The sequence below is a fragment of the Variovorax ureilyticus genome (assembly GCF_050632185.1).
GTDB lineage: Bacteria > Pseudomonadota > Gammaproteobacteria > Burkholderiales > Burkholderiaceae_C > Variovorax > Variovorax ureilyticus_A.
Map to the genome: position 1 here is coordinate 1,082,502 of NZ_CP192579.1, position 18,833 is coordinate 1,101,334.

17 protein-coding genes and 1 pseudogene are annotated in these 18,833 nt (G+C 68.2%); 5 read left to right on the plus strand and 13 right to left on the minus strand.

The annotated features are described in order from the left end of the window. The 3 genes from ACQ858_RS05310 to ACQ858_RS05320 are packed head-to-tail and all read left to right on the plus strand — an operon-like array spanning position 1 to position 1,953. On the plus strand, positions 1-738 hold the full coding sequence (locus ACQ858_RS05310) for an energy-coupling factor ABC transporter ATP-binding protein (protein ID WP_431275729.1): 738 nt from the start codon (positions 1-3) through the stop codon (positions 736-738). Then, positions 731-1,324: an energy-coupling factor transporter transmembrane component T family protein gene (locus ACQ858_RS05315; RefSeq protein WP_431275730.1), complete on the plus strand. Its 594-nt coding sequence runs from the start codon at positions 731-733 to the stop codon at positions 1,322-1,324. Before ACQ858_RS05310 ends, ACQ858_RS05315 begins: the two co-directional genes overlap by 8 nt. Before the next feature lie 32 nt (positions 1,325-1,356). Further along, positions 1,357-1,953: a biotin transporter BioY gene (locus ACQ858_RS05320; RefSeq protein WP_431275731.1), complete on the plus strand. Its 597-nt coding sequence runs from the start codon at positions 1,357-1,359 to the stop codon at positions 1,951-1,953. A gap of 12 nt (positions 1,954-1,965) precedes the next feature. Here the strand turns inward: ACQ858_RS05320 and ACQ858_RS05325 are convergent, their stop codons facing one another. The 10 genes from ACQ858_RS05325 to nirB all read right to left on the minus strand — a co-directional run bounded on the left by ACQ858_RS05325 (position 1,966) and on the right by nirB (position 12,502). After that, entirely contained in the window at positions 1,966-2,421 is a 456-nt protein-coding gene (locus ACQ858_RS05325) for a DUF6314 family protein (RefSeq protein ID WP_431275732.1), read from the minus strand. Further along, entirely contained in the window at positions 2,418-2,891 is a 474-nt protein-coding gene (locus ACQ858_RS05330; protein ID WP_431275733.1) for an NUDIX domain-containing protein, read from the minus strand. The genes ACQ858_RS05325 and ACQ858_RS05330 overlap by 4 nt, the downstream gene beginning before the upstream one ends. 3 nt (positions 2,892-2,894) lie before the next feature. Next, entirely contained in the window at positions 2,895-3,344 is a 450-nt protein-coding gene (locus tag ACQ858_RS05335; protein WP_431275734.1) for a GatB/YqeY domain-containing protein, read from the minus strand. Positions 3,345-3,463: 119 nt separating this feature from the next. Next, complete coding sequence (gene rpsU / locus ACQ858_RS05340; RefSeq protein ID WP_007833691.1) at positions 3,464-3,676, minus strand: 30S ribosomal protein S21; 213 nt, start codon at positions 3,674-3,676, stop codon at positions 3,464-3,466. A gap of 107 nt (positions 3,677-3,783) precedes the next feature. Continuing rightward, positions 3,784-5,022 (minus strand): NAD(P)/FAD-dependent oxidoreductase, encoded by a 1,239-nt coding sequence (locus ACQ858_RS05345; RefSeq protein WP_431275735.1) that lies wholly within the window; start codon positions 5,020-5,022, stop codon positions 3,784-3,786. Then, positions 5,022-5,777, minus strand: coding sequence for a uroporphyrinogen-III C-methyltransferase (cobA, locus tag ACQ858_RS05350; RefSeq protein ID WP_431276795.1), 756 nt, complete (start codon positions 5,775-5,777; stop codon positions 5,022-5,024). Before cobA ends, ACQ858_RS05345 begins: the two co-directional genes overlap by 1 nt. Positions 5,778-5,805: 28 nt before the next feature. After that, positions 5,806-6,744 carry a DNA-binding protein YbiB gene (gene ybiB, locus ACQ858_RS05355; RefSeq protein ID WP_431275736.1) on the minus strand — a complete coding sequence of 313 codons (939 nt, stop codon included), beginning with the start codon at positions 6,742-6,744 and terminating at the stop codon, positions 5,806-5,808. 87 nt (positions 6,745-6,831) lie between these two features. Further along, a complete protein-coding gene (locus ACQ858_RS05360) occupies positions 6,832-9,633 on the minus strand; it encodes a molybdopterin-dependent oxidoreductase (RefSeq protein ID WP_431275737.1) in 2,802 nt (933 codons plus the stop codon). A gap of 10 nt (positions 9,634-9,643) precedes the next feature. Then, entirely contained in the window at positions 9,644-10,024 is a 381-nt protein-coding gene (gene nirD / locus ACQ858_RS05365) for a nitrite reductase small subunit NirD (protein ID WP_431275738.1), read from the minus strand. A 21-nt stretch (positions 10,025-10,045) separates the two neighbouring features. Then, positions 10,046-12,502: a nitrite reductase large subunit NirB gene (gene nirB / locus ACQ858_RS05370; protein WP_431275739.1), complete on the minus strand. Its 2,457-nt coding sequence runs from the start codon at positions 12,500-12,502 to the stop codon at positions 10,046-10,048. Between the two features lie 61 nt (positions 12,503-12,563). Between nirB and ACQ858_RS05375 the strand changes: the two genes are divergently transcribed. Next, the gene (locus ACQ858_RS05375; protein ID WP_431275740.1) at positions 12,564-14,273 is read left to right on the plus strand and encodes a protein kinase domain-containing protein; all 1,710 of its coding nucleotides are present in this window, start codon (positions 12,564-12,566) and stop codon (positions 14,271-14,273) included. 29 nt (positions 14,274-14,302) lie between these two features. On the opposite strand, the gene ACQ858_RS05380 is transcribed toward ACQ858_RS05375, so the two are convergent. Beyond that, complete coding sequence (locus ACQ858_RS05380; protein WP_431275741.1) at positions 14,303-15,574, minus strand: MFS transporter; 1,272 nt, start codon at positions 15,572-15,574, stop codon at positions 14,303-14,305. 234 nt (positions 15,575-15,808) lie between these two features. Between ACQ858_RS05380 and ACQ858_RS05385 the strand changes: the two genes are divergently transcribed. Then, positions 15,809-17,176 (plus strand): ANTAR domain-containing protein, encoded by a 1,368-nt coding sequence (locus ACQ858_RS05385; protein ID WP_431275742.1) that lies wholly within the window; start codon positions 15,809-15,811, stop codon positions 17,174-17,176. On the opposite strand, the gene ACQ858_RS05390 is transcribed toward ACQ858_RS05385, so the two are convergent. Both ACQ858_RS05390 and ntrB read right to left on the minus strand, forming a co-directional pair. Further along, entirely contained in the window at positions 17,101-17,910 is an 810-nt protein-coding gene (locus tag ACQ858_RS05390) for an ABC transporter ATP-binding protein (protein ID WP_431275743.1), read from the minus strand. The genes ACQ858_RS05385 and ACQ858_RS05390 overlap by 76 nt on opposite strands. After that, positions 17,907-18,829: pseudogene (gene ntrB / locus ACQ858_RS05395) on the minus strand (nitrate ABC transporter permease). The gene ACQ858_RS05390 and the pseudogene ntrB overlap by 4 nt, the downstream one beginning before the upstream one ends. Positions 18,830-18,833: the final 4 nt, after the last annotated feature.

The window sequence follows — 18,833 nt, forward strand, 5'->3', positions numbered from 1 at the left end:
TTGGCGCGCGGCGGCGCCTGGCCGGCGCGGCAACCCGTCCCGCAAGAGGATGGCGGCAGCACCGGTGTCCGCATCGAGGACGTCACGCTGGTGCGGGGTCACCAGCGAGTCTTCGAAGGGCTGACGTTGCAGCTTTCGGAATCGAGGATCGGCCTGATCGGCGACAACGGTGCGGGCAAGAGCAGCCTGTTCCGCCTGATCAGCGGGCTCGACAAGCCGCAGCGGGGCCGCGTCATCGCCTCTGGCGTCGGGCTGATGTTCCAGAACCCCGACGACCAGATCATTTTTCCGACCGTGGCCGAGGAGCTGGCCTTCAGCCTCACGGCGCGTGGCGAAGCGCGCCAGGCCGCGCGGCAGCGAACGCTCGACTTCCTGGCCGGGCGCGGCCTGTCCGCCTGGGCCGGCCGGTCCGTCGGCGAGTTGAGCCAGGGCCAACGCCAGCAGGTCTGCCTCATGGCGCTCCAGATCAGCGAACCGCAGACGCTGCTTCTCGACGAACCCTACGCAAGCCTCGATCTGCCGAGCCAGGCCCGGCTCGCCGCGCAGATCGATGCGTCTCGCCAGCAGATCATCCTGTCGACCCATCTGCTCGAACACGTGCATGACTTCGAGCGCGTGTTGTGGCTGAAAGAAGGCCGGGTGCGTGCCGACGGCCCGGGTAGCGAGGTCTGTGAAGCCTATGCCGGCGACGTGCGCGAGCGCGCGCGGGCAGAGGCAGAGCGAGGCAGCCATGCGTAGTCTCTATTCGGCGCAGGCGACCTGGATGCACGGCATTGCGGCCTGGATCAAGCTCGCGCTGTTGTCGGTCTGCGGCACGATCCTGCTGTGGGTCGAGCGACCCGCTGACCTGGTTGCTGCGTGCGCCCTGGCGCTGTCGATCTTCGTGTCGCTGGGGGCACCCGCATGGCGCAGCTTCCGGATGCTGGGCGGAGTGGCCATCGCGGGCGGACTGATCGTCCTCTTCCACTGGGTGATGGGCACGACCATGCAGGGCGTGGCGAGCGCCTTGCGCCTCGGGAGTGCGGCAATGCTCGCGCTCATGCTCACACTGACCACGCGCTTCGAAGACCTGCTGGCCGTGCTCGAGGCTGTCATGCGTCCCTTGCAGCGCATCGGCATACCGACCGGTCGCGTCGCGCTCGCACTGGGCCTCATGCTGCGCTTCGCCGAGAACTTCCATGCGCAATGGCATCGCCTCGATGACGCATACCGCGCTCGCGCGGGCCGGGGCGGCGGAATGCGCCTGTTGGCGCCGATGACGATCCGCACCCTTCAGACCGCCGACCGCGTGGCCGACGCACTGGCTGCGCGGCTCGGCCGATGATTCGTTCAACCCCTTCCTTGAAAGCCGCTCCCATGTCCGCAAACCCTCATGCTGGCGCCTCGTCTTCGCGGTCTCTCGCTCACATCGCGCTGTTCGCGGCGTTGATGGCCGTGCTTGGGCTGATTCCCAAGATCGACCTCCCCTTTGGCGTGCCCATCACGCTGCAATCGCTCGGCGTGATGCTGGCGGGCTGCCTGCTGGGGCCGCGCCGCGGCTTTCTCGCGATGGCGCTCTTCCTGCTCGCGGTGGCGCTGGGCCTGCCTTTGCTGCCCGGCGGGCGCGGCGGACTCGGCGTGTTCGTCGGCGCGACCTCGGGCTTCCTGTTCGGTTGGATGTTCGGCGCCTTCGCCTGCGGCTTGCTGATGCGCCTGCTGGTGCCTCGCCTGGGCGACACCACGGGCAAGGGGTTGTTGGCGACCAGCTTCCTGTCTTCGGTGATCGGCGGGATCGTGGTGGTCTATGCCTTCGGAATCGTCGGGCTGTCGTTCGTGGCCCATATGTCGCTGTCGCAGGCCGCGCTGGCCATGCTGATCTTCATTCCCGGCGACCTGGTCAAGTGCGGCATCTGCGCCGTGGTCGTGCAGACCGTGATGCGCGGCATGCCCAGCTGGCGGCTCGGCCGCGATTGAATGGATGGTCTGCTAGGGCGCCTTGCGGCGCTTGAACAGCGTCGCTGAAACGTAGTCCTTGCGCGGGCCGCGCACGGTGTGACGGACGACGAAGGTCCCGTCGCCCAGAAAGCGGTAGCTGCTGTCGTAGACGTCGGGTGAACACAGGTGCGTGGCCTGCCCGCAGAATGCATCGCCGTGGCGCTCGAGTTCGATGTGGTGGAAGACGCGGGGCGGCACTTCGTTGAAGAAGACCGTGAAGCCGCGGGAAGCGCGCTCGAAGCGGTATTCGCGGGACGCGTCGAGCACTTTGCCGCCGGCGAGCCGGACACGGCCCTCTTCGCGGTAGGCCAGCACATCGGGAGGCTGTCGCTCGAACCGGGCGATGCCGGTCATCGCGGCCTGGTTCTCGATGGTCCGGTCGAGGTCCCAGGCGCCTTCCAGTTGGTCGAAGACGGCGTGTGTGCCGCGCCAAGGGCCCGTTGTCACGTCAGCGCGGGCGGCGGTTCGGTCTGCAGAAGTTCCCGCACCCGTGAGATCACGCGCACGTACGGTTCCGCGAACGCGTCGAGCGGCGCCTCGTGCGTCAGCCAGCTGTAGCTGAAGACGAGGCCGTCCTCCTCGGGGCTGCCCATGGCGACGTGGTCGAAGGTTTCGGGCAGCATGGATGACGAGCGCATCAGGAACAGGTGCCAGAGCTGGGGATGCCGGTGCTTGTTGCCCTCGACGCCGGCTTCGCAGTAGCGATCCATGGTGCCCAGGCGCACGAGTTCGCCGGTGTAGTCGATGCCCGATTCCTCCAGCAGTTCGCGGCGCACCGCATCTTCCGGGGATTCGCCGGGCTCGATCGTGCCCTTCGGAAGCTGCATGCCCCGGTCCTCGGGGTGATGGAAGACCAGGAGGCGGCCCCGATCGTCCACCGGGCAGGCGCAGGCCTTGAGAATCGGGCGCTTCGTCATGCTTCAGGCGCCCGACAGCGCTGCCTTGACCGCGGCGCTGACCTGGCCCATGTCGGCCTTGCCGGCGAGGCGCGTCTTGACGACGCCCATGACCTTGCCCATGTCGCCGGGGCCCTTGGCGCCGAGCTCGGCCACGATGGCTTTCACCTCGACTGCGATTTCGTCGGCGCTCATGCGCTGCGGCAGGTAGACCTCGAGCACCTTGATCTCGGCGGCTTCCTTGTCGGCGAGGTCGGTGCGGCCACCCTGCGTGAACGCGGCGACCGAGTCCTTGCGCTGCTTCACCAGCTTGTCGACGATCGACACGATCATGGCGTCGTCCAGTTCCACGCGCTCGTCGACTTCCTTTTGCTTCATGGCGGCAAGCAGCAGGCGGATGGTGCCCAGGCGCTCGGAGTCCTTGGCGCGCATCGCGGTCTTCATGTCTTCGGTGATCTGGTCCTTGAGGCTCATGGCTGGCTTTCTGTCTGTCTGGCGGAAAACAAAAAGCCGCGGCAGGCAAGTCCTGGCGCGGCTCGGGGAAGGCGCTGAAGCTGAACCGGGCGCTGGCGTCGGGCCAGCGCGGCGGGCGATCAGTACAGCTTCTTGGGGAGCTGCATGCTGCGCACGCGCTTGTAGTGACGCTTGACGGCAGCTGCCTTCTTGCGCTTGCGCTCGGCGGTCGGCTTTTCGTAGAACTCGCGGGCACGCAGGTCGGTCAGCAGGCCGAGCTTTTCGATGGTGCGCTTGAAGCGGCGCAGCGCGACGTCGAAGGGCTCGTTTTCTTTTACGCGGATGGTGGTCATTGAGTAGATCGGTTGAATTTGGCTCGGGCAAGATCGGCACCCAAGCCGGGGTTCCTCAACTGAAAAATGGGTGCGGCCGTTGAGGGGAGGCCAAAGTTAGCCAAGCATTATAGCGTGAGCCTTGCCTTCAGCGCCAATGCTTCGGCACAGGCATGTGCGCTCGCCCAGGCCCACTGGAAGTTGTAACCGCCAAGCCAGCCGGTGACGTCGACCACCTCGCCGATGAAATACAGGCCCGGCTGCTTCGATTCCATGGTCTGCGAGGACAGATCGCGCGTATCGACGCCGCCGGCGGTGACCTCGGCCTTCTTGTAGCCCTCCGTGCCCGTGGGCGTGATCTGCCAGCGGGCGATGCGTTCCGCCAGGGCCGCCAGCGCCCGGTCGGCGGCTTCGTTGATCGGCCGCTGAAGGGACGCATCCTGACCGACCCAGGCGTCGGCGAGCCGCGACGGCACCAGCGCGGCCAGCTCGTTGGCGATGCGTTTGCGCGAATGCCTCTTGGCCTTGTCGAGCGCTTCGGCGACGTCGGCGCCTGGCGCGAAATCGATGGTGAGCGGCGTTCCGGGCCGCCAGTAGCTCGAAATCTGCAGCACCGCCGGACCGGAAAGCCCGCGGTGCGTGAAGAGCAGGTCTTCGAGGAAGCTCATCCGCTCCTTCTTGCTGCCGGTCTCGATCTGCACCGGAAGCGACAGGCCGGCCAGACCGGCATAGGGCGCCCAGGCTTCGCCAGCGAAGGTCAGCGGGACCAATGCCGGGCGCGGTGTGACCACGCGCAGCCCGAACTGCTCGGCCACCCGATAGCCGAAGTCGCTCGCACCGATCTGCGGAATCGAAAGACCGCCGGTCGCGATGACCAATTGAGGCGCGCGCACAGCGCCGCGGTCGGTTTCGATCAGGTAGCCACCGTCATCCGACCAGCCGATCGCCCCCACGCTGCAAGGCTGCCAGTGCTCCACGCGGCCGGCGCGGCATTCGGCCAGCAGCATGTCGATGATCTGCTGGGAGGAGCCGTCGCAGAAGAGCTGCCCCTTGTGCTTCTCGTGGTACGCGATGCCGTGGCGCTGCACCATGTCGATGAACTGCTGAGGCGCATAGCGCGACAGCGCCGAGCGGCAGAAATGCGGGTTGTCGCCGATGAAATGCCGCTGCGGCGCGCGCACGTCCAGATCGCGGTTGGTGAAATTCGCGCGCCCGCCGCCCGAGATCCGGATCTTCTCGGCGATGCGCTCGTTGTGATCGATGAGCAGCACCTTGACCCCGCGCTGCCCCGCCTGCGCTGCACAGAACAGGCCGGCCGCCCCCGCGCCGATGACGATGGCGTCGAACGACTTCGGACCGTTCGCCATCAGGTGCCGAAACGGGTGACCGATGCACCCGCTGCCGCCAGCCCTCGCAGCACGTCGCCGACCACGATCACCGACGGACTGCCGAGGCCGGCGGCCGTCAGGTCGGTGCCGAGGCGCGACAGCGTGCTCGTGATGTGCCGCTGGTGCGGCAGGCTGGCGTGCTGGATCACCGCCACCGGCGTGTCGCCGGACAGCCCGTGGAGCAGCTCGTTCTGGATGTGCGCCACGCCCGAGACGCCCATATAGATCACCAGCGTCAGCCGCGCATCGCGGGCGGTGGCCGCGAGCTGGCGCCAGTCGGTGGGGTTCTCGGCGGCCGAGTGACCGGTCTTGGCATGGCCGGTGACGAACACCACGCCCTGCGCGTGGTCGCGGTGCGTGAGCGGCACGCCCAGCGCGGTGACTGCCGCGAGCCCCGCGGTGATGCCGTTGACCACGGTGCACTCGATGCCGGCTTCGCGCAGATGCTCGACCTCTTCGCCGCCGCGGCCGAAGATGAAGGGATCGCCGCCCTTGAGGCGGACCACGGTTTCGCCTTCCTGCACCGCGGTGATCATGAGCCGCTCGATGAAGGCCTGCGGCGTGCTGCGGCAGCCGCCGCGCTTGCCCACGTGGATGATGCGCGCGTCGGGCCGCGCATAGGCCAGGATCTCGCTGTTGACCAGATCGTCGACCAGCAGCACCGTCGCGGCCTGGATCGCCCGGGCGGCCTTGATCGTGAGCAGCTCCGGATCGCCGGGGCCGGCGCCGACCAGGGTGCAACTGCCTTGGGTGGGGGTGTCTTCATTGGGTCTCCGTCTCTTGCGGCCGTGTCTGTAGTGCCAGCCTGGCGAGCTGGACGATCTGTGCCACCTGCAGCGCGATGGCGTCGGGCACGGGCGTTTCGCCGGACAACACGCGCCGCGTGTAGCCCACCGTGGATTCGATGTCGATTTCTTTCGGGAGGCCGGGCACTTCGCTTTGCGTGCCGGGCTGCTGTTCCTGCAGCGCGACGTGCTTGCCATGCACGAAGCCGTCGACCTGCGCGGTACGGCGCGGATCGGCGGCGCTCTCGCCTTCGAGGCCGCGCGAGAGCAGGGCGGTCATGCCCATCAGCTCGAAGGTCGCGGCCATCGACTTGGCGTATTCGGGGTGGGTGTAGCTGCCGATCACCACGCACTCGCCCGCGGTCGGCTGCATCAGCTTGACCACGCTGTGGCCGGAGTTGCGCAGGCCCACGACGCGGCGGACATCGAGCAGGCGCTTGAGCCCGGGCGACAGCAGCTCGGTGGGCGCGAAGACGACCTCGCCGTCGTCGATCGATCGGATGGCCGTGAGCGCAGGCACGCCGAGCCCTGCGAGCACGCTGGACGCGAGCACGCGCGTCGATTCGGTCGCCGCGCCATGCACCAGCACTGGCAGCCCTTCGCGCGCCAGCAGCAGCGCGAGGAGCGGCGTCAGCACCGGCAGGCGGCGTGCGCCGTTGTAGCTCGGCAGGACGACCAAGGGCTGCCGGGTCGCGGGAAAGCGGTTCAGCCGCGCATGCGTCGCGTCGAGAAAGCCCGCAAGTTCCTCCGGCGTCTCGCCCTTGATGCGCATCGCGAGGCAGAACGCGCCGATCTCGAGGTCGGTCACCGTGCCGTCGAGCACCTGGCCGAACAGGTCGCGCGCCTGCGCACGGTCGAGCGGCTTCGCGCCGCGCGCGCCGCGGCCGATTTCCTTGATGTAGAGGCTGATTCCCATGGGTGTGGGGATTGTCCCGCAAGGCTTATGCCGCAACGCGGGCGTCCTTATGCCCCGCCGCGCAGGAAGGTCTGTTTCCGCCAGCGCTCATGACGCCACCACGACGGCCGGCGGCGCGCTGGCGCGCACCATGCGCTTGAGTTCGGGCACGCAGGATCCGCAGTTGGTGCCGCATTTGAGCGAACCCTGGAGCACCGCGAGCCGTTCTTCGTCGGAGCCGCCCGACGCGGCGAGCTGACCGGCGATCGCCGTCTCCGTCACGCCGAAGCAGCTGCAGATGATCTTGCCCCTGGAAGCGACATTGCCGGGCGCCGCCGCGCCGGGCCGCAGAAGCTGGCGGCCATAGGACTGGGCCGGCAGGCGGTCCTGCAGCAAGGCCTTGATCCACGCTTCGGCGCGTGTGTCGCCGCCGAGCAGGAAGCCTTCGAGGTAGGCATCGGCGCCGCCGCGCACCAGCCGGACCGCGCGGCGCTGGCCGCGTCGTGCGTCGGCGTAGCGCAGCGTGTCGGCCCCGCCGAGAGACAGCAGCTTCTCGATCCGCGCGAGCAGCGCATCCGGCGGCGCTTCGTAGGCGGCTGCGCGGAACAGAACGCCGGTGCGTTCCTGGCCGTCGCCCCCGAGCGCTGCGCCGCTGCCGAAGGGCACACAGCTCGCGAAAGGAAAGGACCGCATCAGCTCGCGCAGCAGGGCCGTGACTTCCAGCGCGCTCGTCTGCGGCAGCCATGCGGCGGCGAGCAGCGACCACGGCAGTTCGGCCTTGAGGATCTTCACCGCGGCGTGCTTGAGCTCCGGCTGCTTCGAATCGGGGCAGTAGGTCGAAGTGGTCAGCGCATTGACGCCCGCGAGCGGCGTGCCGGTGCTCGACGAGCCGCTCAGGTACTCGCCGCCCCAGTGCATCGCGATGAAGGCCTGGCTCAGACCGACCTCGGTGCTGCCGGCGACCGGCACCACGATCGAGCCGCGCCGCGAGGTGACGTGCACCAGATCGCCCTCGGCGATCTGGCGGCGTGCCATGTCCTGCGGATGCATCTGCAGCATGGGCTCGGCCGCGTGGCCGAACAGGCGGCCGAGCGTGCCGGTGCGGCTCATGCCGTGCCACTGGTCGCGCAGGCGCCCGGTGTTCAGCGAGAACGGATAACGCGCTTCGCGTGCTTCGGCCACCGGCTTGTACGGCGTGTCGACGAAGCGCGCGCGGCCGTCCGGCGTCGGGAAGATGCCGTCTTCGTAGAGCCGCGCGCGGCCCTCGGTTTCGCCCCGGCAGAGCGGCCATTGCTGCGGCGCGGCTTCGAGCATCGCGTAGCTCATGCCGGTGATGTCGAGGTCACGGCCCTCGGTGGTGTCGCGGTGCTCGTTCCAGACCGTTTCCGGCGAGTCGTAGGGAAAGAGCGTCCGCGGGCGGCCGAGGCGCACTTCCAGCCGCCGCGCGAAGTCCGCGGCGATCGCCCAGTCGTTGCGCGCGTCGCCGGGCGCGCAGACGGCCGGGCGCACGCGCGAAATGCGCCGCTCGCTGTTGGTGACGGTGCCGTCCTTCTCGCCCCAGGTGGTGGCGGGCAGCAGCAGGTCGGCGAAGGCGCAGGTCGCGGTGGTCGAGAAGGCCTCCTGCACCACCACGAACTCGCAGCGTTCGAGCGCGCGGCGCACGGTCGCCTGGTCGGGCATCGACTGCGCCGGGTTGGTGCAGGCGATCCACAGTGCGCGGATCTCGCCGTCGGCGGCGGCCTGGAACATCTCGACCGCGGTCTTGCCGGGCTTCTCGGGCACGTCGGGCAGGCCCCAGAGCGCGGCGACTTCGGCGCGATGCTGCGGGTTCGCGAGATCGCGATGCGCCGACAGAAGGTTCGCGAGCCCGCCCACCTCGCGGCCGCCCATCGCGTTCGGCTGCCCGGTCAGCGAGAAGGGCCCCGCGCCAGGTTTGCCGATCTGCGCGGTCGCGAGGTGCAGGTTGATCAGCGCCGCGTTCTTGAGCGTGCCCGACGACGACTGGTTGAGGCCCTGGCAATAGAGGCTCAGCGTCGCGGACGACGTCGCGAACAAGCGCGCCGCTTCGAGGAGATCGTCCTTCGAGATCCCGCACACCTGCGCGACCCGATCCGGCGTGCAGTCGCGCACAGTCGCCTTAAGTGCGTCGAAGCCATTCGTGTGCTCGGCGATGTAGCGCGCATCGGTCCAACCCTCCCACAGCATCAGGTGCAGCATGCCGTTGAACAGCATGACGTCGGTGCCCGGCTGGATCGGCAGGAACAGGTCGGCGATCTCCACCGTGTCGGTGCGGCGCGGATCGGCCACGATGATCTTCATCGCCGGATTGGCCGCCTTCGCGTCCTCGATGCGGCGAAAGAGGATCGGATGCGCCCACGCGGTGTTGCTGCCCGTGATGAAGAGGCACTGTGCGTGCTTCAGGTCGTCGTAGCAGGCCGGCGGCGCATCGGCGCCCAGCGTCTTCTTGTAGCCGGCCACTGCGCTGCTCATGCACAGGCGCGAGTTGGTGTCGATGTTGTTGGTGCCGACGAGGCCCTTGGCGAGCTTGTTGAAGACGTAGTAGTCCTCGGTCAGCAACTGGCCCGACACATAGAAGCCGGCCGCGTCCGGCCCGTGGTCGCCGATGACCTGCGCGAACTTTTCGACCGCGAGGTCCAGCGCGCCGTCCCAGCTGATCGGCTCCGGCACCGAGCCGCGCGTGGTGCGCTGCATGGGCCGCAGCAGGCGCGTCTGCATCGTGACCGCGGCGCCCGCCGTGAGGTGCAGCGTCGAGCCCTTGGTGCACAGCCGGCCGAAGTTGGCAGGGTGCTCGGGATCGCCGCGCACGCCGGTGATCTGCGCGCCATCGGATTCGATGATCACGCCGCAGCCCACGCCACAGTAAGGGCAGGTCGAGCGTGTTTCCTTCATGGGACAGCCCTCAGACTTCGATGGTTCGCATCGGGCCGGCCACCGGCTTCGGCAGATCGGTCGCGTGCGATTCGAGTTCTTGCGCATCGAGATGCACCACACCATCGCTCACCTTGACCGCGAAGCGCGGCGTGCAGCCTTCGTCGGGCGCTTTCGCGCAGCCGTCGTCGAGGCCGATCGACCAGTTGTGCAGCGGGCAGGCCACACTGGTGCCGAAGACGATGCCCTGGCTCAACGGGCCGCCCTTGTGCGGGCAGCGGTCGAGCAGCGCGAAAACCTCGTCGCTCGAATTGCGGAAGACCGCCACGTCCACGCCCACCGGCCGGTTCACGCGCCGCGCCCCGAGCACCGGAATCTCATCGACGCGGCAGATCACTTTCCATTCACTCATCGTGGTTCCTTTCAGACCGCGTCAGGCGGGTTGCGCGGCGGGGTGGATCACGGCCACGGGCTTGAACTGCCGCACGTCGACCGAAGCCTCTGCCGACGCGAACCACGGATCGGGCTCGCCGTCGAGCGCGAACTGCAGGCGCTCCCACAGCGCCTTGCGGCCTTCCGCGTCTTCGAGGATCTTCTTCTTCACGTAGTCGAGGCCGACGCGGCCGATGTAGTGCACCGTGCGCTCCAGGTACCAGCCTTCCTCGCGGTAGAGCTGCAGGAAGGCGCCGGCGTACTCCATCACCTCCTCGGCGCTTTTCACCTTGGCGAGGAAGTGCGCCACCTCGGTCTTGATGCCGCCGTTGCCACCGACGTAGATCTCCCAGCCCGAGTCGACGCCGATCACGCCGACATCCTTGATGCCCGACTCGGCACAGTTGCGCGGGCAGCCCGAGACGGCCAGCTTGACCTTGTGCGGCGAGTACATCGCCCACAGCGCGCGCTCCAGGTCCTTGCCCATCTGCGTCGAGTCCTGCGTGCCGAAGCGGCACCACTCGCTGCCCACGCAGGTCTTCACCGTGCGCAGCGACTTCGCGTAGGCAAAGCCCGAGGGCATGCCGATGTCGCGCCAAACGTTCTCCAGGTCTTCCTTCTTCACGCCGAGCAGGTCGATGCGCTGGCCGCCGGTGACCTTGACCGTCGGGATCTTGTACTTGTCCGCGGCGTCGGCGATGCGGCGCAGCTCGTCGGGCGTGGTGTGGCCGCCCCACATGCGCGGGATCACCGAATAGGTGCCGTCCTTCTGGATGTTCGCGTGGCTGCGCTCGTTGATGAAGCGGCTCTGCGGATCGTCCTTCGCCTCCTTGGGCCAGGTCGAGATCAGGTAGTAGTTGATGGCCGGCCGGCAGCTCGCGCAGCCGTTGGGCGTGCGCCAGCCGAGGTTGCGGTAGACCTCGTCGTGCGTGAGGTAGTGCTCCTTGCGGATCGCGTCGCGCACGTCCTGGTGGCTCACATCGGTGCAGCCGCAGAGGGCCTTCTTCTTCGGCGCGGCCGAATAGTCGCCGCCGGCGGTGAACATCAGGATCTGCTCGACCAGCCCGGTGCACGAGCCGCAGGAGGCGCTGGCCTTGGTGTGCTTCTTGACCTCTTCGAGCGTGAACAGGCCCTTTTCCTTGATCGCCTTGCAGATGGTGCCCTTGTTGACGCCGTTGCAGCCGCAGACTTCGGCGTCGTCGGGCATCGATGCGGCCTTGTTGTGCCCCTCGTGGCCGGTGTCGCCGATGTTCGATTCGCCGAACATCAGCTTGTCGCGGATGTCGTGCACGCTGCGGCCGTCGCGCAGCAGCTTGAAATACCAGCTGCCGTCGACCGTGTCGCCGTAGAGGCAGGCGCCGACCAGCTTGTCGTCCTTGATCACGAGCTTCTTGTAGACGCCGCCGAAGGGATCGCTCATCACGATCTCCTCGGTGCCCTCGCCGCCCATGAACTCGCCGGCCGAGAACAGGTCGATGCCGGTGACCTTGAGCTTGGTCGAGGTGAGCGATCCCTGGTAGCGGCCGATGCCGAAATGCGCGAGGTGGTTCGCCGCCACCTTCGCCTGCTCGAAGAGCGGCGCGACCAGCCCGTAGGCGATGCCGCGATGCGCCGCGCATTCGCCCACCGAATAGATCCGCGGGTCGGTCACTGTCTGCATGGTGTCGTTGACGACGATGCCTCGGTTGACGTGCAGGCGCATCTTCTCGGCCAGCTCGGTGTTGGGGCGGATGCCGACCGCCATCACAACGAGATCGGCTGCGACCTCGGTGCCGTCCTTGAAGCGGATGGCCTTCACGCGGCCGTCCTCGCCGCCGACCAGCTCCTGCGTCTGCGCGCCGATGAGGAACTTCAGGCCGCGGTCTTCGAGCGACTTCTGGAGCATCTTGCCCGCGACGTCGTCGAGCTGGCGCTCCATCAGCCAGGGCATGACGTGCACCACGGTGACGTTCATGCCCCGCAGCATCAGCCCGTTGGCCGCTTCGAGGCCCAGCAGGCCGCCGCCGATGACCACCGCGTTCTTGTGCGTGCGCGCGGTCTCGATCATGTAGTCGGTGTCGGCGATGTCGCGGTAGGCGATCACGCCCTTCAGGTCCTTGCCCGGCACCGGCAGCATGAAGGGGTTGGAGCCGGTGCACATCAGCAGGCGGTCGTAGGCGGCCTCGGTGCCGTCCTCGGTACGCACGATGCGCTTCACGCGATCCACCTCGACCACCTTCTTGCCCGCGTGCAGGGTGATGTGGTTCTCGGCATACCACTCCCAGCTGTTGAGCACGATCTCGTCGATCGTCTGTTCGCCCGCGAGCACCGGCGACAGCAGGATGCGGTTGTAGTTGGGATGCGGCTCCGCGCCGAACACGGTGATGTCGTAGAGCTCGGGCTCGATCTTGAGCAGCTCCTCGATCGTGCGCACGCCGGCCATCCCGTTGCCGACCATCACGAGTTTCATCTTCTTCATGGGGCTCATCCTTTCTGAATCAAGCAATCGGGTGACCGCGGCGCGCATGGAGAATCGCGCCATGAGTTTCGAGGTGGACATCGGCTACAGCAGCGAACGCGGACCGCGCGACGTCAACGAGGACTTCGCGGGCGCGGTGCGTGCGCCGAAAGGCGAGGAAGCACGCGGGCTGATCGCCGCCATTGCGGACGGCGTATCGACCGGCGGCCGGGGCCTGGAAGCCGCGCAGACCACGGTGATGGGCCTTCTGGGCGACTACTTCGCGACGCCCGACACCTGGGAGCCGACCGCTGCGCTCGACCGCCTGATCGGCGCGCAGAACGCCTGGCTGGCCGACCACAACCGCCGTCGCCAGGGCGGTGGCGCCGCGCTCACCACGCTCACCGCCTTGGTGCTGCATGGGCAGAGCTACACGCTCGCGCATGTCGGCGACACCCGCGCCCGGCGTGTGCGCCGCGACCGCGAACCGGCCGCGCCGCTGACGCAGGACCATGCCTTCGACCATCCCGACCTGCGCAGCCGCCTGACGCGCGCCATCGGCCTCGACGACCAGGTGCGCGTCGACTACGTGCAGGGCGACGTGCGTGTCGGCGACTGCTTCGTGCTGAGTTCCGACGGCGTGCACGGCGTGCTCAAGCCGCAGCATCTGGCCGCGCTCGCGCTGCGGGGCAGTGCGGCGGACGCGAGCGACGCCCTGGTGCGCGCTGCGCTGGCCGCCGGCACGCGCGACAACGCGACCGCGCTGGTCATCCGCGTCACCGGGCTGGACGCGCGCCAGCTCGACGACGAACTCGGCGACGTTCGCCGGCTGGCTCCGCCGCCGGTGCTGAAGGTGGGCGACACCATCGACGGCTACGTCGTGACCGCGCTGGTCGCCGACACCGGCGTCCATCTGCTCTACCAGGCACGCCATCCGGTCACGCGCGAGCTGGTCGCGCTCAAGACACTGCATCCCAGCCGTGCCGGCGATCCGCAGGAGCGCGCCATGCTCGCGCATGAAGCCTGGCTCGCGCTTCGCGTCGGCACGCGGGCCGACAGCGGTTTCGTGCGGGTGCACGAGCGCGCACCCGATGCGAGCGCGCTCTACACCGTCTTCGACTGGCACGGCGGGCGAACGCTGGAGCAGATTCAGAAGACCCATCCGCGCGGCGCCGTCGCCGAAGTCGTCGCGGCGGCGATCGAGGTCACCCGCGCGCTGGGGTGCCTGCACCGCCATGGTGTGGTGCATCGAGACATCAAGCCCGGCAACCTGCATCTCGGCGATGACGGCCGCTGGCGCATCCTCGATCTGGGCGTCGCGCTTTCCGGGCGCGAAGGCGAGGCGCAGCGCGAGCTGCATGCCGGCACGCCGAGCTACATCAATCCCGAGCAGTGGGAAGGGCAGGGCGCCGATGCGGCGAGCGACCTGTTCGCGCTCGGCGTCACGCTCTACCAGTGGCTCGCCGGGCGTCTGCCCTATGGCGAGATCGAGCCCTACCAGTCCGCGCGCTACCGGCGCGATCCGGTCGCCTTGTCGCGCATTCGCCCCGATGTGCCGATCTGGCTCGACCATCTGGTCTGCAAGGCGGTCGCGCGCGATCCGCGGCAGCGCTTCGAGACGGCCGAGGAGATGCTGCTCGCACTCGAACGTGGTGCGGCGAGACCGGTCAGCGCGCCGGGCGCCACGCCGCTGATCCACCGCGACCCGGCGGCGCTCTACAAGATCGCGCTCGCCATCTCGGTGGTGCTCAACGCTTTGCTTGCCTTCTGGCTGCTGTTCCTGCCGAAATGAGCCCGCGTGCGCCATGACGTTCAAGGTGTTCATGCGTTTCTCGCCTTGGGAGCGCGCTTGGGTGCATGTGCGGGCGCTGCCGCATGCGCCGATGCGCGTGCACGTCCGCCTTTCTCGGCCCAGGTGCGCGTCCAGCGGATCTGCATGACGCGCATCACGCCGAGCATCACCAGCGAGAGCACGGCGAAGAAGACGAAGCCCCAGGTGTAGCTGCCGAGGTACTGCTTCGACAGGCCCATCGCGTTCGGCACCAGCCCGCCGCCGAGTGCACCGATCTCGCCGATCATCGAACCGGCGACCGCGGTGGTCGCGGGCCAGCGCAGCGGCACGAGTTGGAACAGCGCGCCGTTGCCCGCGCCGAGTGCCGCGAAGCAGGCGATCAAGAGCAGCGTGGTGATCGCGAGCGAGCCCGACGAGAAGCCGACCAGCACCAGCGCGACCGCCACCGCCAGCAGCACCAGCGTGAGCGTGTTGACGCCGCCCCAGCGGTCGGAGATCCAGCCGCCGATCACGCGCACCGCCGCACCCATGAAGGCGGCCAGCATGGTGAGCTGGCCCGCCTGCACCTTGCTCACGCCGAACTGGTCGTAGTAGTACGAAGGCAGGAAGGTCGTCAGGCCGATGAAGCCGCCGAAGGTCACGCCGTAGATCAGGCTGAACACCCAGCCGTCTTTCTCGAACAGGCAGGCGATGTGCTCGCGCAGGCTCGCGTGGCTGTCGACGTCCGGCGGCTCCTTGGCGAAGACGATCATCACGATCATCGGGACCAGGATCGCGACCGCGGCGATGCCGTAGACGCTCTGCCAGCCCAGCCATTGCGCGAGCGGCGGCGCGACCAGCACCGACACCGCGGTGCCCACGTTGCCCGCGCCCACGAGGCCCATCGCGAGGCCCTTGTGCTGCGGCGGGAACCAGCCCGAACCCAGCGAGAGCGCCACGCCGAAGCTCGCACCCGCGATGCCCAGCAGCACGCCCATCGCGAGCAGGTCGTTGAAGCTGTGCACCATGAAGAAGCCGAACAGCATCGCCACCGCGATCAGGCCCATCTCGACCAGCGTGGCCTTCTTGCGGCCGATGTACTGCGCGAGCACGCCGAGCGGAAAGCGCATCAGTGCGCCGGCGATGATCGGCACCGAGAGCATCAGCCCTTTCTGCGCCGGCGAGAGGTTGAAGGTCTCGCCGATGAACGGCGCCATCGCGCCGTTGAGCACCCAGATGCAGCACGAGAAAGCGAAGTACAGGAAGGCCGCGAACAACGTCGGGCCGTGGCCTGCGCGCAAGAAGGACTTGAAGCTGGACATGGGCTTTCAATGCGAAATGCCGCGGCGCGGCCGTTGGCGGGTCGCGTCGTGAGGCAGGGTGGGGGTGGTGTGCCGGCAGCGGACGCTGGCGGCGTGAGGGGTGTTCGGCGTGGAGGACTCCGCCGCTTCACCAAAGCGGTGCTTCGTTACACCGCACCCACGTTGACGCAAGAGGCATGCCAATGCGCGCACGCTGGCCTGGCCTATGCTTCCATCCGTACCTCGATGTCTGCCGTGAATTCCCTTCTCGTCGTTCTTTCCTCCGAGTCGGCCGGACTGCCCGACGTGCTGCGACAGGCATTGGGCGATGCCGTTGATTTTTCGGCGATCGGGCGCGCAACGCTGCGCACCCTGTTTTCGCAGGCCGAAGCGCTCGGATCGCGGGAAGTCGTCGTGTTCATGCCGGAGCCCGTGCCGGAGCTTCTGGATGCACTGGGAGCGGGCGGCGGTGTGTTGCCATGTCCGCTCAGCCTCGTCTCCGGGCCGCTCGCGCGCGATGGCCACGAGAAGCTGGCCGCGCTCGGGGTCCATGCATGGATGCCGATCGAATCGCTCGATGTGCACTCGCTCGATGCATTGCGAAGCCGTGCGCGCGCACGCTGGACGCGCGAATCCGTATTGCGCACCGAACTGGATGCGCTGCGGACCCGATTCGACGAGCGCAAGTGGATCGATCGCGCGAAGGGCCTGCTGATGTCCGCGCGCGGCATCGGCGAGGACGAGGCCTTCGGCCTGCTGCGCGGCGCGGCGATGCATGCGAACCTGCGGCTTGGCGAGGTCTCGCGCTCGGTGGTCGAGGCCTCGCGCTGGGCGGATGCGATCAACCGCGCGGGTCAGTTGCGCATGCTGTCGCAGCGGCTCGTGCGCCTCGCGGCGCAGGCGCTGGCGGGCATCGATGCAAAGCGTGCGCGCGTGCTTCGCACCCAGTCGACCGAGCGCGTGCAGGACAACTTCGTTCATCTCGCGGCCCTCGAACTCGACGAGGCGGGAGCGCAGGGATTGGGCCATGCGCGCGCGGCCTGGAACGCGCTCGAAGCCGCGCTCGCGGCGCGCATGTCACCCCAGGCGCTGGCCGAGATCGATGCGCGCGCGGAGGGGTTGCTGCTTGCTGCAGAGGCCTTGACCGGCGTGTTGGAGACTTCCGGCGCACGACGCGCGCTGCGCATCGTCAACATCTGCGGCCGCCAGCGCATGCGCGTGCAGCGGCTCGCGAAGGATGCGCTGCTGGCCGCGACGCTGTCCGCCAGCGCGTCGCGCGAGCGCCTGGCACCGATCATGGACGAGTTCGAATCCGCGCTGCTCGAACTGGAGCAGGCGCCGCTGAGCTCCCCGACATCCGCGCCGCGCTGGCGTCGGCGCGCGACGAATGGCTGCGGCTCGTGCGCGGGGTGCGCGAGATCGACAGCGCCGAGGGACGCGCCGCGCTGGTGCGCTCCAGCGATGCGTTGGTCGAGACCTTCGACCAGCTCACTGCGTCGTACGAGCACAGTCTGCAGGTCCTCATGTCCTGACTCCGCGGGTTCAGGTCAGGCGGCGACCTTCTCCACGTGCGCCTGGCGCGTGTACAGGAAGTCGATCACGGCCTTGCGCGCATGCACGTAGACCGGGTCTTCGGCCAGTTCCACGCGGTTGCGCGGACGCGGGAGATCGACGGCGAGCACTTCGCCGATCGTCGCGGCGGGCCCGTTGGTGAGCATCACGATGCGGTCCGACAGCAGCACCGCCTCGTCCACGTCGTGCGTGACCATCACCACGGTGCTGTGCGTCTTCTGCACGATCGCGAGCAGCTCGTCCTGCAGCCTGGCGCGCGTGAGCGCGTCGAGCGCGCCGAAGGGCTCGTCCATCAGCAGCACCTTCGGTTCCATCGACAGCGCGCGTGCGATGCCCACGCGCTGCTTCATGCCGCCGGAGATTTCGCCGGGGCGCTTCTGCGCGGCAGCGGTGAGCCCGACCATCGCGAGCGCCGCTTCGGTGCGCGCCTTCAGCTGCGCCTTGCCTTCGGTGGCCGCGAACACGCGCTCGACGGCGAGATAGACGTTCTCGTAGCAGGTGAGCCACGGCAGCAGCGAATGGTTCTGGAACACCACCGCCCGCTCCGGGCCGGGACCCTTGATCTCGCGGTTGGCGCACAGGAGCGCACCTTGCGTGGGCGTGGTGAGTCCCGCGATCAGGTTCAGGAGCGTCGACTTGCCGCAGCCTGAATGGCCGATCAGCGTGATGAACTCGCCCTTGGCCACCTGAAGGTTGATGCCCTGCAGCGCGAGGAAGCTGCCTTTCGGTGTCTTGAAGCGCTGCTCGACGCCGTGGATGTCGATGTACTTCCTCTGATCGTTCATGACTTCACCTCTTCGAACGTGAACGCGGTGGCGACCTTGATCAGCGCGAACTCCAGCACGAGGCCGACGATGCCGATGACGAAGATCGCGATGATGATGTTGGCGACGTTGAGGTTGTTCCACTCGTCCCACACCCAGAAGCCGATGCCCACGCCGCCGGTCAGCATCTCGGCCGCGACGATCACGAGCCATGCGGTGCCGACCGCGAGGCGCACGCCGGTGAGCATGTAGGGCAGCACGGCGGGGAAGAGGATCTTGGTGAAGATCTTCCACTCGCTCAGGTTGAGCACGCGGGCGACGTTCATGTAGTCGCTCGGCACGCGCTGCACGCCGACGGCGGTGTTGATGATCATCGGCCAGATCGAGCAGATGAAGATGGTCCAGATCGCAGCCGGGTTCGCGCCCTTGAAGACGAGGAGCCCGATCGGCAGCCAGGCCAGCGGCGAGACCGGGCGCAGCAGGCTGATGAGCGGGTTGAACATGCGCGAGAGGAACTCGAAGCGCCCGATCGCGAAGCCCGCCGGAATGCCTACCGCGGCCGCGAGCCCGAAGCCCAGCGCCACGCGGCGCAGCGACGAGAGCACGTTCCAGCCCACGCCCTGGTCGTTCGGCCCCTTGCTGTAGAACGGATCGCTGAACACCTGCACCGCCTGCTGCCAGGTGGCCAGCGGCGAGGAAAGCCGGTGGTGCTCTTCATCGCGACCAGTTCCCAGACGAGGATCAGCAACGCGATGCCGAGCACCGGCGGAAGCACGCGCAGCCACAGCCCGCTGAAGTCGCGCGGTGCGCGCTGCGCGGCCTTCGTCGCGGCGGGAGCGGCTTCCTGCACGGGCTTTGGTGCAGGCGGCAGCATGCTCTTCGCGGCAGCCGGCATCGCCGCAGCCGCATCGATGGGGGAGTGAAAGACGGCACTGACCATGGCG